Source organism: Bacillus sp. N3378-2at, assembly GCF_033412715.1.
Classification (GTDB): Bacteria; Bacillota; Bacilli; order Bacillales; family Bacillaceae; genus Bacillus; species Bacillus subtilis.
In genome coordinates this window covers 921,227-935,129 of record NZ_CP117986.1, presented here as the reverse complement: position 1 = coordinate 935,129, position 13,903 = coordinate 921,227, and the positions used below count along the sequence as shown (strand labels likewise).

Here is a 13,903-nt window from a genome sequence, read left to right as displayed (position 1 = left end):
GGAGGAATTAAATATGTTCACAGTAGACCACAGCAAAGGCGAAGCATTTGAACCAATTAAACCAGGCGAATATGAAGCGACAGTTATCAACTTTGAAGGAAAAACGGCTGCATCCGGCAACCAGCGTCTTGTCGTTGATTATGAGATCCGTTCCGACGTTGAGCAGCCATGTCAAGGGCAGAAAATTCTATATGACAATTTCACTGTTACAGATAATGCAATGTGGAGATTTCATCAAGCATCAAAGGCCGCGGGCTTCCCGAACGGAATGAAATTTAAGGATCATATTGAATGGGCGAATGCTTTCCTCAATAAACCGATCCGCCTAGTTGTCGGAGAAAGAGAGCATAACGGCAAAAAATATCCAGAAGTCAAAGCGTTTAAGCCGTCAGAAGCGCCGGCCCCGGATACCGGCTCAATAACAGTGAGCGATGAAGATGTACCATTTTGATCACAAGAAATACATTTGAGGGAGTGTATAGCTCCCTCGTTTTTAAAGGGGAGTTAATACATGTACGACTTTAAAAATATACCGCAAGAGCTAAAAAACGCCCCTCAGTGGATTTTATGGCGTTCGGAAGAGCGTAACGGCAAAAAAACGAAAGTGCCATATCAGATTGACGGCAGCATGGCTCAATCAAGCAATAAGCGAACATGGTCCACCTTTGCCACTATCATGAAGTTTTTCAATGAACAGGAGTATGACGGCATCGGTTTCATGTTTTCTAAAGATGATCCGTTCATCGGAATAGATATAGATCACTGTGTAAATGACGGTGTTCTATCTCCTTTCGCCCAGGAAATCATCCAGACGATCAGCAGCTATACTGAATACTCTCCAAGTGGCGAAGGTGTTCATATTATCGCGAAAGGCAAGCTCCCATTACGCGGACCGGGCACAGGGAGAAAAAATATAGATAAAGGCCTGGAAGTATACAGGCATGGCCGGTATTTCACATTCACCGGGAACAGTCTTGATGTTGGACCTGTTCAGGAACGATCAGAAGAAATCAAAACTATCTTTGATAAGTACCTGACAGAGAAGGAAGAAGCAAAACCGGTCAGCACCCGAACACAATCAGCAAGCGATATAAGCAATCTTTCAAATAAAGAAATTTGGGAAAGAATGTTCAATAGTAAAAACGGAAAAAGCATTCAGGAGCTGTTTAACGGCCAGCTGATTAATGGCGATCACTCTTCCACAGATATGGCTTTATGTAATCACTTGGCATTCTGGACGGACAAGGACGCATCAAAAATGGATTCCATGTTTCGCGAATCAGGTTTGTTCCGCGAAAAGTGGGATCAGCAGCATTCAGCTGATGGGGCTACATATGGAGAAATGACTATTGCTGCAGCTATCTACTCGACTGGTCCCACAATATCAGACTTGATGGAACAGCAAGAGCAGCCGTATGAAGTGTATTTCTCGCAGCCGCAGGCCTCACATGTTGCTGACACAGAGGAAATCATAGACACGCCACCGGTTTTTCATCTGACTGAGCTAGGGAACGCTGAAAGGCTTGTATATTATCATGGCAAGAATATCAGATACTGTAACGAGCTCGACTGGTTAATCTGGAACGGGAAGATGTGGGAGGAAGACAGCAAGAGGCAGATCGAGGCATTAACTGCCCAAACCCTTCGGGCCATTTACGGGGAAGCGAAAGCCACGGAAGACGGCTACAGAAAAAAGCAGCTTAACGATTGGGCTAAAAAATGTGAGCGTCGAAATATTCGAATGAACACCATCCTGGATACCAGGCCGATGGTTGCTGTAAGAAAGCAAGATCTCGACTCTCATAAATATCTGTTTAATTGTGAGAATGGAGTGATTGACTTAAAGACTGGTGAACTGCTGCCACATGACCGTGATTTTCTATTCACTAAAATTTCATCAGTAGCTTATCAAAAGGATGCCGACTGCCCAAACTGGAAGGCATTCTTAGAAAGTATTTTTATAGATGAACAAGGTCAGCCAAACTATGAAATTATTAATTTTATGCAGAAAGCTATTGGCTATTCATTAACCGGGGATACTACGGAACAAGTCATGTTCTTTCTGTTTGGTAATGGCCGTAACGGTAAATCAACGTTTATCAATACAGTTCAGCAGCTGCTGGGCGACTATGGCCGGCAGACGAACAGTGACACATTCATAAAAAAGAAAAATGATAGCAGCATCAACAATGACATAGCCCGCCTCGACGGGGCGCGCTTTGTGTCGGCCGTTGAGAGTGAAGAAGGTCAGCAGCTTTCCGAATCGTTGGTGAAGCAGATCACCGGGGGCGAAAAGATGTCCGCGCGATTCTTACGCCAGGAGTATTTTGAGTTTACCCCAGAATTTAAAGTGTTCTTTACGACAAACCATAAACCAATCGTAAAGGGAAGCGACGAGGGTATCTGGCGGCGTATCCGTCTTGTCCCGTTTACTGTCACCATTCCGAAAGAGAAAGTGGACAAAAAGCTTCCGCAGAAACTTGCTGCAGAAATGCCTGGTATTCTCAGGTGGGCAGTCGAAGGCTGCTTGAAGTGGCAGAAGGAAGGGCTTAAAGAACCAGAAGTGATCCGAAAAGCAACGGAAGGTTACCGCGAGGATATGGATATATTAGGGCCGTATATGTCAGAAAGATGTGTTGTTCATCCCTCAGCAAAAATTGAAGCAAAAGAGCTCTATAAGGATTACAAAAACTGGTGCTATGAAAATGATGAGATTGAACTCAAAAATCGTGCTTTTTATAGACAAATTGAAATTCGAGGGTTTAAGAAGGAAAACGGAGCGAAAAATAAAGTCTTCTTTTATGGTATAGGGCTAAACAAATATCAGAGCCACTTGAATTTTTCGGAAAGGGTTAACGAAGGGGTTAATGAATCAAATGCAAACAGTGACTCCAAAAAGGTTACTTCTATAAATAGAAAAAAGCTATAAATCCTTTAGTATCAAGGGGTTAAGGCTCTATCTATAGATTTTAATTATTTTTAGGGTTAATAAGGGTTAATGATTTTGTTTGTTCCCCTCACATGAAAATTAATTAATAAAAAAATAAATATATATATAGGGCTTTAATACAAAATGCATTAACCTTCGTTAACTCATTAACCCGTTTTGATAAAAAGAGGTGAGAAAATTGCACCCAAAACAAATTTGTTCCGATTTAGAGGTATTGGGCTCTCGTTTGGTTCTTGATGGAAACGATCTATATATTGAGAAACCAGAGAAAGTCTATCCGGAACTTGAGGCGTTTGTCCAATCTTACAAAAAGCGAATTATTCGGTATTTGAAAGGCGAATACTCGGATCATGAACATAATGTGAAACAAACTATAGATAAAATCATTAACTATTTCATGGGCATTGATCAAGAAATAAATAGAAAAATAGATGACTGGTTCAATCATGATTATGAATCAGTTATGAAGGTGATGGAATTGCTTGTTCTCTTTTGGGAGAACGGCTGGAGGGAGCTAAAGGAATCCGTTTCAAACTTTGAAAGTGAGGAAACGGACCGGCTTTCCATAGAAATCTATGATCGGGCCATGTCGTATTTTAAGGGGAAGAAAGCATGACAATTATTCACTATAACTATTCGGAAACGGAATTAAAAGAAATTCTGGACAGCATGATCATTATTGTGGATACGAGAGAGCAAAAGAATCAGCATGTTCTTGATTATCTCCGTAAAAAGAAAGTGGGAATCAAATTCAAAGGAATGAAAACCGGCGATTACTCTGCAATGATTCCTAAAAATGATGAATTTGGAATCAGCCGTGATATGTATTTGAATGCAGCAATTGAACGGAAAAATGGAGTGGACGAGTTGGTGCAGTCGATTAAAGACCGTTCTCGTTTTGAAAATGAATTGATCCGGGCGTCCAGGCATCCGTTCACTCTTCTTGTGGAAGACCTGGAAGGGTATCAAAAAATACTGAACGGAAAATATCGTTCAAAGTATGAACCGAAAGCGCTGCTGGGCAGCTTGAAAACATTTGAGGTTCGCTACGGCTTTTCAACTGTTTTTCTTAGCCCTAACGCTACCGGAAATTACATTTACCATCACTTTCATTATATGGCCCGGGAACTGCTGAAAGGCGGGCTTGTGTAAATCTTTATCATAACAATCAAAGGGAGGCAGTAACATGGCATTTGTAGGTTTTGAGGAATCGAAGGAAGTACGGCAGCTCGCTGAAAGCATAATTGACGAGCATCACCCACATTTAAAAGACGCTAAACAGCAAATAGGTTTTTATCTCCGTGAGGGTAACAGCAAATGGGCAGGAAAGGCGAAAAAATGCACAGCATTCGAACGTCACATGACCGATTACATGCTATTTGTATTTATCAATAAGGAAGCATGGAAGACGACGACGGAAGAACAGCGCGCCGCCCTGGTAGATCATGAGCTTTGTCATTTTACCCGCACGAAATGGGAGGAACCGGATCCGAATGATCCAAGGAAATGGATTACTGTGTATGGAGCCGCACATGATCCTGACAGCTGGGGAATTCGCGAGCATGACGTTGAAGAGTTTTCAGAAATTATTGAGCGCCATGGTTTATGGGATACCGGTATTGAAACATTTGCCGAGGCAGTACGTGAGGCTGATCACCAAATGACCATTTCAGATGTGCAGCGTCTATCGAGAGTGAAATAAATGGGGGTAGTCAGAAACTTTATATTAGGGGATTTTGCATGCATTGGGACCGAACGTGAGTTCGTTTTGGTTATGAAAAATAAAATATATGGTCCTTATGAGAACAGCAAGTTTAAAGCCATGTTATATGCATTGGAATGTGGCTTAAAAAGTGAAAGGACAGCGAAATGATTATATTTATTGGCTCACTATTCGTTATTAATTCAGTGGCTCTTGCCTTATGGATTTGCTTAACAGAACGACGAATACAAAAATGGGAACGCGAAAAATAGAGGAAAGGAGGACGGGTGTGACAGAACAACTTTCATTCCTTCATCCTGTGGATTTGAAGGCAGTCCGAAAAATTGTGATCAAAGAACTCAAAGATTATCGAGCTTTGAAAGTACAGCTTGAGAATAAAAAGGAATCGGTTGACGCTGGCATCAGCCCGTTTCCTTCTATCAGAGATTCTTTCATATTAAATGAACTGAAGGTCAAACAGATGGAAAGGGCGTTAGAAAACAGCCTGGACGATGAAGAACGGATGATCATTGAGAAAAAATACTTAACAGCCAGCCAAACAAAAGACATTCATATCTATATGGAACTTGGCATGAAAAAGGACACCTATTATGAAATAAAACATCGTGCCATTTTGCGCATTGCTACAGCACTCGGAATTATCTGAGTGCTTTTTTTGTCGACAAATTTCCGATAAAACAGGGGACATTTTAGGGGACAAAAAGGGGGACTATTTATGTTTGAAATCTCGATAAACTTTTCTTATCAACTTCAAGGGAGTGTGGATTTTAAAAAATATCAAGAACAACTTCATAGCACGGGAAAAGCGCCTATCCCTTATCAAGGCGAATTCGGATACTCAAATTAAAGCGTTGAGGAATGAGTGATCATTCTGAGCTGGATCGCGCTGGTCTTGCGACTTTGGTATCGGGAGATATTTTTTGTAAACTGCTTCCGGTAAATCTCAGGGAAAACTATTGGCGGCTAACGGCTTGAGTGCGGTGGCAGTTTAGAAAGAATATATTGGAGGTGATAGTTCTGCCATTAAAAAGATGTAACGCGCCAGCCTGCCGCAACTATGTGGACTGGGCACGACGCTATTGTGAGAAGCACAAGGGCTATGCTGACAAACAATACAACAAAGATGTTAGATACAACAGGGAGAACAATAGACGCTATTCCTATTACCATTCGAGAGAGTGGAAGCTTCTTCGTGAACAGAAGCTTAGAGAAAGTAACTATCATTGTGCCGTCTGCGCCTCACAGGGACGTTTAAATAAGTCTCATAGGTTAGTAGTCCATCACAAGTTTAAAGAGCTTAGAGACGTTTTAAACGATGATCAGGCACGTACTGATTTAAATAATCTTGAGGTGCTGTGTCAGTATCATCATAACCAAGTCACGTTTGGGAAAGGAGAATGATTATGCCATTTAGGCCGATAGTTAAAGCCCCAAAGGTTCATATTAGACCAACAGGTAAAGCTCCGAAGGTTCCTAAAAAAGAGCCTATGAGTCCAAAAAAATTTGCAGGTTTTATGCGGTGTGGCGTACTTACAGTAAACGAAGTTAGAGAGTATCATGGTCTTTCCCCAATTGTTGGTGGAGATTCTAAAATTTTTAACGGAAAATGAATTAAGTCCCCCCTAACTTTAACCGGGTACCTAAAAATTTTTCCTGGGCATCGGCGCCCCCTCAACTTTGTAAAAAATGTTGAAATGAAATTTTGAGATTTGCTATTTTAGCCGGATTTTGAATACTGAAATATTACGCGCGATCCCTTATCTCGTATGAGTTGATCGGCGTTTTTGTCGTTCGCTGATTTTACCGAAATTTATGTGATGTATTTTGGACGAAAGGTGGTGGTTTTGATTGGCGAGACGAAAACAATTAACGGAAACGTTAAAAGGACAAATTACCAACGAAGAGCGGGAAGAGCGTCTGCAGCAGGAAGAAAAACTCAAAGATTTTTCGCCCTTGCAAGAAAAGCCACCATACTGGTTGTCCACTATGGCGAAGAATGAATGGCGGCGTATCTACCCGCACATTATCAATTTGCCAATTTCTGAATTAGATTCGACATTGCTTGCGATCTATTGCAACAGCTATGCACAGTATCGGGAAGCGATGGCTGATATAGCCAAAGACGGCCAAGTTATGTTTGAAAAAAACAGCCGGGGTGAGACGGTTAAAAAGAAAAATCCATCTGTGGATATAATGAACAGCATGTCTAAAGAGATCCGGGGCATTGCCGGCCAGCTTGGTCTGTCTCTGGATTCACGTCTACGAATCGTCGGCCTCGACAGCGACAGCGAGGAAGATGATGAGTTTGGAGCAATGGCGATAGATGACGATTGAACATCTTGACCCCGGCACGCTTTACGCGAAAAAGGTTGTCAGCGGAGAAATAACGGCATGCAAGAAAGTCATAAAAGCCTGTCAGCGTCACCTGAGAGATTTGGAAAGAGCAGCTGACCCTTCTTATGAATATGAATACAGACCAGAAAAGGCAAAAAAGGTCATTAAGTTTCTTGAGATGCTGCCAGATATATCAACTGGAAAGCCCACAAAGCTGGCTTTGTTTCAAAAGTTCATTGTGTACATGCTCTATGCTTGGAGGAATAAAGAAACCGGCTTTCGGCGATTCACCAAAGCGTATATAAGCATGGCGAGAAAGGGCGGTAAATCTGTACTTGTAGCGGGGCTATCATTGTATGAGCTGATTTACGGCGAAGCACCTAAGTTTGACAGGCAAATTTATGCGACAGCTAATTCAAGAGGCCAGGCGAAAACCGTCTTTAAAATGATTTCGATGCAGCTTAAGAAGATACGAAGTAAATCGAAATTCATGAGGAAATGGACAAAGATTATACAAAATGAAATCCGGTACCTGAAAGATGACTGCGTCATTATGCCTTTATCAAGGGATACTGATAACCTGGACAGTTTGAACGTTCTTATCGGAATTCTTGACGAGTATCACACAGCTTCCAACACAAAAATGATGGAAGTTCTAGAGTCTTCCCAAGGTCAGCAGGACCAGGGCCTTATCTTAATCATTAGTACAGCCGGCTTTAAGCTGAATGGCCCCATGTATTCGCAGGAGTATCCTTATGTTGATGATATTCTAAGTGGTCGTAAGGAAAACGAAAACTATTTTGCGATTGTCTATGAACAGGATGACGAAGAGGAAATTTACGACGAAAGCACTTGGATAAAAAGCAATCCACTACTTGAGGTGGAGGGGCTACAAAAGAAAATCTTGAAAAACCTCCGCAAGAAACTGAAGGAGGCTCTTGATAAAGATGATCTAAACGGTACACTCGTAAAAAACTTTAATATATGGCAGTCTGCTTCCTCTGAAAGCTTTATCAACGGGAACGATTGGAAAAAGCGCGGTGTGGATGTTGCGCCTGACATTACAGGGAAGCCGGTTTACATAGGGATTGACTTATCACGAACAGATGATTTATCAGCCCTTGGCTTCATTTATCCGTTAGAGGATGAAAATGAGACATTTTATGTGGACAGTCACTCGTTTGTTGGAACAAAAGGTGGACTGGATAATAAAATTGAGCGTGACAAACTGGACTATCGTACTCTCGCGAAAGCCGGATACTGCACAATTACGGACAAAAAATCCGGAATCATTAATCTGCAGCAGGTTGTGGATTATATGATCAATCATATTAAAGAATTTGATTTACAAGTAAAGGGAATCTTCTTTGACCCTTACAATATCTCTTTATTCTTAAATGAAATTGAGAAATATGGCTATGAAGATGTGCTGATTGAAGTTCGTCAAGGTCCTCGCACATTATCTGAACCAACAAAAGATTTTCGTTTGAATGTATTCGACGGAAAAATCATACACAGCAAGAACCCATTACTTGATACGGCGATGCACAATGCAATGCTGAAAAAAGTGAATGATACGATTCAAATTGACAAAGCGCTATACAGGGAAAAGATTGACCCTGCAGCGGCAATGATGAACGCACACACGGGCGCTATGTACCATTACAAACAAGAGGAATTTGATTGGAACTCTTATTACGAAAGCGAAGAATTTACTCTTTAGGGAAGGAGGGGGCGCCATGAAAATCGGAAAAATAAATACCTTTTTGTTGGGAGTATGTCAGTTTATTAAGTTGAACTTGCATACTCTTTTATTTTTGGCAGGCTTGTTTGTTATCGACTATGGGGTTTTCTTTCTCCATCCAGTAGCCGGCTTTATTGTGGCAGGTCTTTTTCTCGTTCTTATTGCCTTCTTACTGAATCCAAAAGAAGAGGAAGGGAGGTGATTAAGTGGCATTCTTTCGATCGTTAGATAAGCAGAGCCCAGGAGCACGAGAGTTCAATGAAATCATTCTCGGTTTGGACGGCCTGTCTTACACGTCTGTAAGTGCAATAAAAAACAGCGATGTGTTCACTGCGATTCTTACACTATCTTCTGATATTGCGGCGTCTCCAATTATGGTTTCTCATAATGGTGTAGAAGAAAAGAACTCTGATCTATTCAGGCTGCTGAATGAGAAACCCAATGATTATTATTCGGGGTACTTTTTCAAATTCATTCTTGTGGCTAACGCACTAATGAATGGCCAGTCTTACGCGGAAATAGTCCGGGATAAAGAGGGCACGCCCTTAGAGCTCATTCATTTATTGAACAGTGAAGTCTATGCTGAGCAGCTGCAGGACCGAAACGAAATACTGTACCGGTATTATCCGTCAGGCGGCAAAGAAAGAGTTTTGAAGCCTGAAAATGTACTGCACATTAAATTTTTCAGCATGGACGGAATAACGGGTATGAGTCCCCTTTCTAGTCTTAAGCACGAGATTGAAAGCCAGGAGGCGGGGAAGCGCCTTGTCACAGACTTTTTCAGAAGGGGCGTCAACTTAAGCGGTATTGTAAACATGAAAAAAGGCCATTTGTCTCCTGAGGCAAAGGACAAAATCCGTAATGAATTTGAAAAAGCAAACTCTGGCATAAAGAATCAACAGCGGGTTGTTGTGCTCGATGAAAACATGGAGTTTAGCCAGTTAGAAATCAATACGAAAGTGCTTGAGGTCGTGAACAACTACACGCATTCAACGAAACAGATAGCCAAAGTGTTCGGGTTGCCGGCGCACAAGCTGGGCATTGAGCAAGTCAATACATCGCTGGAACAAGCTAACCTGGACTATCTGACAAATACATTATCAAACTATTTTACGGCCATTGCCTCAGAACTGAATTTCAAAATGCTGCCGTATCCTTTAAACCTACAGCTGAAATTTCAATTCGACACACGGCGATTTAGAGAAACAGACGCGAAAACAAAGCGTGAGAACGTTATTGCCTTGCTGCAAAACGGTATTTTCTCTCTCAATAATGCCCTGGCTGAGTATGGTTACGAGCCAATACCAAACGGGGACAACCGTTACATGAGTTTAAACTATGTGAACATTGATTTGATGGACGAGATTCAGAAAGCAAAAGCAAAGAGCCTGCCGATCTCGTCAGCAGGTGAAGGAGGTGAGGGGAATGTCTAAGGAAGTAGAGATTAGAACATCGCAGGAAGGGACCTTAAAAGCTCATTCAGACGATGACGGCCCAAAAGTAATTAGCGGTTATGCTTTAAAGTTCGGCACCCGCAGCCACAATTTGGGTGGTTTTATTGAAATGATTGATAAAAGGGCTCTGGATCAGACAGACATGAGCGATGTGCGGGCTTTAATTGACCATGACCCGTCCAAGATTCTCGGGCGTACGTCTGCCGGCACGCTTAAGCTTGAAGTTGATGACATTGGCTTAAGGTTTGATGTTACTTTGCCGAATACACAGTACGCATCGGATTTATACGAAAATCTGCGGGTTGGCAATATCTCGAATTGTTCTTTCGGCTTCATGCTGGGGAAGGATGGAGATAGTTTTACTCGTGACCAGGAAACCGGCCTGCCGTTGCGGAGCTTGAGAAACATTTCAAAGCTTACAGATGTGTCAGTCGTTACTTATCCGGCTTATGAAGACACTGACGTGACAATTGCAAAACGGAATTTGCAGCAGTACGAGGAAAGAAACCGGAATCCGGAAAAAGAAAAGCTGCTGCTGCAGCTGGATTTATTAAAAATGGGATTGTAAAGCACTCGAAAACCGGGTGCTTATTTTATTTGAAAAGGAGCAAACACATGTTATCTGAAAAAATTAAGGAACTAAGATCACAGATTACTCAAAAACAAACAGCCATTAATACAAAAATCACAGAAGCCCATAAACGAGCAGAAGAAGACAAGCTGGACGAAGCTACAGCTCTGAAAGGTGAAATCACTTCCATGAAAGAAGAGCTTGACGGCCTGCAGAAAAAGCTTGCGGAGTATGAAGAGTTAGCCGGGCTTAAGCCGGAGAACCCTGCACCAGCTGGGAGTAAAGAAGAAGAAGAAGACGAGGAGAAAAGATCAATGCATGGCGGAGGCTTCCGTACAATTATCAAACCTGGGAAGACAGAAGAGGTAAGAGCTTTTGAAGAGTTTCTGCGATCAAAAGGGGAAAAGCGCGACGGGTTGAAATCTGATGGAGCTGAAGTGCTGATTCCTATTGATGTAATCACTAAGCCACAACAGGAACTGGAAGACGTTGTGGACCTTGGCACAATGGTAAATAACGTTTCTGTTACAACTTCATCTGGCACTTATCCAGTTCTGGAGAACGCTAGCACACAACTCAACTCTGTAGAAGAACTAGAGAAAAATCCAGAGTTAGCGAAACCAAAGTTTAAGAAGGTGGAGTGGAAGGTTGTAACATACCGCGGTCAATTGCCAATTTCTCAGGAGGCTATTGACGATTCAGGTGTTGACTTAACGGCTCTTGTAGCAAATTATTTGCAACAGATTGAACGCAATACACGTAATTCACGAATTGCTGCAGTTCTGCGCACATTTACAACGATGACAGTCTCAGGAACTGACGAACTTAAGAAAATTCTAAATGTGTATTTAAAACAGGCTTATAAGCGTGATATTGTCGCAACTTCTTCAGCGTTCCAATTCTTAGATACGTTGAAAGATAAAAACGGACAGTACATTTTACAGCAAAATATTTCATCCCCATCCGGAAAAGTATTGTTTGGGATACCGAACACAGTTGTAGATGATCTTGTTTTGGGTGAAAAAGATGGCGACGCGGTTATGTTTATCGGGGATTTAAAAAGGGCGGTTCTTTTTGCGAATCGATTAAAAGCTACAGCGAAATGGGTGGAAAATGATCTTTATGGACAGGTCCTTTCCCTGGCGATTCGTTTCGACGTTAAGAAAGCTGATGACAAAGCCGGCTATTTTGTAACAATCAATCAACCGACAACTAGCACAGAAGATCAGTCATCGGTAGACGTGGGACAATAAAAAAATAATTGGGAAGGATGATTAAAAATGGAGAAAGAATTTCTAAATAAAAGTGGAAACGTTTGGACAGCATCGGAAATGGACACGGACGGAAAACCAATAACACGGGTTTACCTTGGCGGAAACAGTGAAGAAAATCCTCTGTTTATCAAGGGGATGCAGGGGGAACAAGGTCCAGCAGGTCCGCAGGGCCCTAAAGGCGATCCTGGGGAACAGGGACCGAAAGGAGACACGGGCCCACAAGGTCCTCAAGGAAAGACCGGCGCCCAGGGTCCGCAGGGTGAAGCTGGCCCACAAGGTCCTAAAGGAGAGAAGGGCGACCCTGGTAAAGACGGCTTTGGGACGGAAGAGCAATACAATGAACTTGTTAAACGTATTGAAGCCTTGGAACAAGCAGCACAAGCAAAATAATGACGTAATGGGACGCATACAGGCGTCCCTTTTTGTTTGTAAAGGAGTGTTGGAATGACGCTTGAAGAATTAAAGCTTGCGATGCGTATAGATCACAATTTCGATGATGGGTTTATCCAGCGGCTGAAAGATACTGCGGAAGATTATATCAAGGATGCCGTAACGCTTTCGCCAAACAGGGACGCTTTCTTTCAAAACAACCCTAAATTTGATACAGCTGTCATGTTCCTGGTCGGTGCCTGGTATGAACAGCGCGTATCCTCAATGGACAAAGCGTTGCAAGAAATACCTTTCGGCGTAACAAACTTTATTCAGCAATTCAGAGGGGCGTATACAGATGGAATTTAGCCGGCTCAATACACGCATCACTTTTGTTACACGAAAGAACGGGAAGGACCCGGAAACCAGGGAGAATATTGAGGTAAATGAGCCCTTATTTTCTTGCTGGGCTGAGATAAGAGAACAGAAGTTAAGGGAAAAGCTCACGACAGCTGGCACCTTCTTAGAGAACAGCATCACGTTCATTATTCGCTATCAGCAAGTTAAGAAGGCGACAAATAACATGCACGTTCTTCATGACGATGAGCTTTACGAAATAAAAGACATTCTTCCAAACTCACAAGATAAAAACTTAATCAATGTTTTTGCGGAAAAGGTGAGCTGATGGCGCGGCAAGATGACGGTATCGGCGGTATAGAAAAAGAGCTTGATAAGCTCGCAAGAAAAAATACCAGGGCGGCCAAAGCAGCCGTTCAGGCAGGCGCTCAGGTTTTTGCTGAGGCTCTGGAACGTAATACACCCCGAGGCAGAGAAAGCGACCACGATCCCCACAAAGTACACATGAAAGATAATGTGGTGTACTCAAAGGCCAAGGAAGACGGGGAGATATATGCAAGTGTGGGTTATGGGAAAGAAACAGCCTCCCGCCTGCACTTCTCTAACTTTGGAACGATCAAGCAGCCCCCGCAGCATTTCATTGAGAGGACATCCAACGAGATGGAGCAGACGGTTTTGCAGATCGTGCAGCAAGTTTACATGAGGGAGCTGGGACTATGATGCTTCCCATTCAGGAAGTTGAAAAGCTTTTAAGTGAAAACGAAACCCTTACTTCTTTTGTGGACAGTGACCGGATATTCCTGGTCTTTGTTCCAGAAGAAGATCAGGACATAGAAAAGGCCCCGATGATTCGCATTAACGAGCTTGAGAGCCACAGAAAAGACTATGCGGACGATAGGGCCCTAACATTTGAAGTTGATATTCAAATAGATTTATGGACTAAAACCATAAAGGACGCCCAGGCTATACAGCCTGTGATTGATCAGATCATGGCAGAGAACGACTACAAGCAATATGCGTCAGCTTTTGACCGTGACCCAGATATTGCTCTATACCGATACGCCCGGAGATACAGAGCGACCAAATTAATTGATATTCAAAAAATAAACATAGAAAAGGAATGATAT

General features: G+C 42.4%; 20 protein-coding genes. All 20 read left to right on the top strand.

Going from position 1 to position 13,903, the window contains the following annotated elements; all coding sequences use genetic code 11:
• Positions 1-13: 13 nt before the first annotated feature.
• Positions 14-451, top strand: coding sequence for a DUF669 domain-containing protein (locus PUN35_RS05215; RefSeq protein ID WP_014479858.1), 438 nt, complete (start codon positions 14-16; stop codon positions 449-451).
• 60 nt (positions 452-511) lie between these two features.
• The gene (locus tag PUN35_RS05210; RefSeq protein WP_014479859.1) at positions 512-2,929 is read left to right on the top strand and encodes a phage/plasmid primase, P4 family; all 2,418 of its coding nucleotides are present in this window, start codon (positions 512-514) and stop codon (positions 2,927-2,929) included.
• A 199-nt stretch (positions 2,930-3,128) separates the two neighbouring features.
• Positions 3,129-3,566, top strand: a complete 438-nt coding sequence (locus PUN35_RS05205; protein WP_014479860.1) for a hypothetical protein — start codon at positions 3,129-3,131, stop codon at positions 3,564-3,566.
• Entirely contained in the window at positions 3,563-4,102 is a 540-nt protein-coding gene (locus PUN35_RS05200; protein WP_014479861.1) for an ERCC4 domain-containing protein, read from the top strand. Before PUN35_RS05205 ends, PUN35_RS05200 begins: the two co-directional genes overlap by 4 nt.
• Positions 4,103-4,136: 34 nt before the next feature.
• Positions 4,137-4,652, top strand: coding sequence for a putative metallopeptidase (locus PUN35_RS05195; RefSeq protein ID WP_014479862.1), 516 nt, complete (start codon positions 4,137-4,139; stop codon positions 4,650-4,652).
• A 289-nt stretch (positions 4,653-4,941) separates the two neighbouring features.
• A complete protein-coding gene (locus PUN35_RS05190; protein ID WP_014479863.1) occupies positions 4,942-5,319 on the top strand; it encodes an ArpU family phage packaging/lysis transcriptional regulator in 378 nt (125 codons plus the stop codon).
• A gap of 69 nt (positions 5,320-5,388) precedes the next feature.
• Positions 5,389-5,520, top strand: a complete 132-nt coding sequence (locus PUN35_RS05185) for a hypothetical protein (protein ID WP_014479864.1) — start codon at positions 5,389-5,391, stop codon at positions 5,518-5,520.
• 161 nt (positions 5,521-5,681) lie between these two features.
• The gene (locus tag PUN35_RS05180) at positions 5,682-6,074 is read left to right on the top strand and encodes an HNH endonuclease (protein WP_228224859.1); all 393 of its coding nucleotides are present in this window, start codon (positions 5,682-5,684) and stop codon (positions 6,072-6,074) included.
• The gene (locus PUN35_RS05175; RefSeq protein ID WP_235091742.1) at positions 6,071-6,283 is read left to right on the top strand and encodes a hypothetical protein; all 213 of its coding nucleotides are present in this window, start codon (positions 6,071-6,073) and stop codon (positions 6,281-6,283) included. The genes PUN35_RS05180 and PUN35_RS05175 overlap by 4 nt, the downstream gene beginning before the upstream one ends.
• A 238-nt stretch (positions 6,284-6,521) precedes the next feature.
• Positions 6,522-7,007, top strand: coding sequence for a phage terminase small subunit P27 family (locus PUN35_RS05170; protein WP_014479865.1), 486 nt, complete (start codon positions 6,522-6,524; stop codon positions 7,005-7,007).
• Positions 6,997-8,730 (top strand): terminase large subunit, encoded by a 1,734-nt coding sequence (locus tag PUN35_RS05165; RefSeq protein WP_014479866.1) that lies wholly within the window; start codon positions 6,997-6,999, stop codon positions 8,728-8,730. The genes PUN35_RS05170 and PUN35_RS05165 overlap by 11 nt, the downstream gene beginning before the upstream one ends.
• A gap of 16 nt (positions 8,731-8,746) precedes the next feature.
• A complete protein-coding gene (locus tag PUN35_RS05160) occupies positions 8,747-8,953 on the top strand; it encodes a hypothetical protein (RefSeq protein WP_014479867.1) in 207 nt (68 codons plus the stop codon).
• A gap of 4 nt (positions 8,954-8,957) precedes the next feature.
• Complete coding sequence (locus tag PUN35_RS05155) at positions 8,958-10,184, top strand: phage portal protein (protein ID WP_014479868.1); 1,227 nt, start codon at positions 8,958-8,960, stop codon at positions 10,182-10,184.
• The gene (locus PUN35_RS05150; RefSeq protein WP_014479869.1) at positions 10,177-10,773 is read left to right on the top strand and encodes an HK97 family phage prohead protease; all 597 of its coding nucleotides are present in this window, start codon (positions 10,177-10,179) and stop codon (positions 10,771-10,773) included. Before PUN35_RS05155 ends, PUN35_RS05150 begins: the two co-directional genes overlap by 8 nt.
• Positions 10,774-10,820: 47 nt before the next feature.
• Positions 10,821-12,029 (top strand): phage major capsid protein, encoded by a 1,209-nt coding sequence (locus PUN35_RS05145; protein WP_014479870.1) that lies wholly within the window; start codon positions 10,821-10,823, stop codon positions 12,027-12,029.
• A 27-nt stretch (positions 12,030-12,056) separates the two neighbouring features.
• On the top strand, positions 12,057-12,440 hold the full coding sequence (locus tag PUN35_RS05140; protein WP_014479871.1) for a collagen-like protein: 384 nt from the start codon (positions 12,057-12,059) through the stop codon (positions 12,438-12,440).
• 54 nt (positions 12,441-12,494) lie between these two features.
• Positions 12,495-12,788: a head-tail connector protein gene (locus PUN35_RS05135; protein WP_014479872.1), complete on the top strand. Its 294-nt coding sequence runs from the start codon at positions 12,495-12,497 to the stop codon at positions 12,786-12,788.
• The gene (locus PUN35_RS05130; protein WP_014479873.1) at positions 12,778-13,104 is read left to right on the top strand and encodes a phage head closure protein; all 327 of its coding nucleotides are present in this window, start codon (positions 12,778-12,780) and stop codon (positions 13,102-13,104) included. The genes PUN35_RS05135 and PUN35_RS05130 overlap by 11 nt, the downstream gene beginning before the upstream one ends.
• Positions 13,104-13,496, top strand: a complete 393-nt coding sequence (locus PUN35_RS05125; RefSeq protein WP_031600548.1) for an HK97-gp10 family putative phage morphogenesis protein — start codon at positions 13,104-13,106, stop codon at positions 13,494-13,496. Before PUN35_RS05130 ends, PUN35_RS05125 begins: the two co-directional genes overlap by 1 nt.
• Positions 13,493-13,900 (top strand): hypothetical protein, encoded by a 408-nt coding sequence (locus tag PUN35_RS05120; protein WP_014479875.1) that lies wholly within the window; start codon positions 13,493-13,495, stop codon positions 13,898-13,900. Before PUN35_RS05125 ends, PUN35_RS05120 begins: the two co-directional genes overlap by 4 nt.
• Positions 13,901-13,903: the final 3 nt, after the last annotated feature.

Excerpts from the sequence above, each read along its gene's own strand:
- PUN35_RS05160 (WP_014479867.1), top strand. The coding sequence starts at position 8,747 with ATGAAAATCGGAAAAATAAATACCTTTTTGTTGGGAGTATGTCAGTTT.
- PUN35_RS05140 (WP_014479871.1), top strand. The coding sequence starts at position 12,057 with ATGGAGAAAGAATTTCTAAATAAAAGTGGAAACGTTTGGACAGCATCG.
- PUN35_RS05120 (WP_014479875.1), top strand. The coding sequence starts at position 13,493 with ATGATGCTTCCCATTCAGGAAGTTGAAAAGCTTTTAAGTGAAAACGAA.
- PUN35_RS05200 (WP_014479861.1), top strand. The coding sequence starts at position 3,563 with ATGACAATTATTCACTATAACTATTCGGAAACGGAATTAAAAGAAATT.
- PUN35_RS05125 (WP_031600548.1), top strand. The coding sequence starts at position 13,104 with ATGGCGCGGCAAGATGACGGTATCGGCGGTATAGAAAAAGAGCTTGAT.
- PUN35_RS05215 (WP_014479858.1), top strand. The coding sequence starts at position 14 with ATGTTCACAGTAGACCACAGCAAAGGCGAAGCATTTGAACCAATTAAA.
- PUN35_RS05135 (WP_014479872.1), top strand. The coding sequence starts at position 12,495 with ATGACGCTTGAAGAATTAAAGCTTGCGATGCGTATAGATCACAATTTC.
- PUN35_RS05130 (WP_014479873.1), top strand. The coding sequence starts at position 12,778 with ATGGAATTTAGCCGGCTCAATACACGCATCACTTTTGTTACACGAAAG.
- PUN35_RS05145 (WP_014479870.1), top strand. The coding sequence starts at position 10,821 with ATGTTATCTGAAAAAATTAAGGAACTAAGATCACAGATTACTCAAAAA.
- PUN35_RS05175 (WP_235091742.1), top strand. The coding sequence starts at position 6,071 with ATGATTATGCCATTTAGGCCGATAGTTAAAGCCCCAAAGGTTCATATT.
- PUN35_RS05210 (WP_014479859.1), top strand. The coding sequence starts at position 512 with ATGTACGACTTTAAAAATATACCGCAAGAGCTAAAAAACGCCCCTCAG.
- PUN35_RS05150 (WP_014479869.1), top strand. The coding sequence starts at position 10,177 with ATGTCTAAGGAAGTAGAGATTAGAACATCGCAGGAAGGGACCTTAAAA.
- PUN35_RS05165 (WP_014479866.1), top strand. The coding sequence starts at position 6,997 with ATGACGATTGAACATCTTGACCCCGGCACGCTTTACGCGAAAAAGGTT.
- PUN35_RS05195 (WP_014479862.1), top strand. The coding sequence starts at position 4,137 with ATGGCATTTGTAGGTTTTGAGGAATCGAAGGAAGTACGGCAGCTCGCT.
- PUN35_RS05185 (WP_014479864.1), top strand. The coding sequence starts at position 5,389 with ATGTTTGAAATCTCGATAAACTTTTCTTATCAACTTCAAGGGAGTGTG.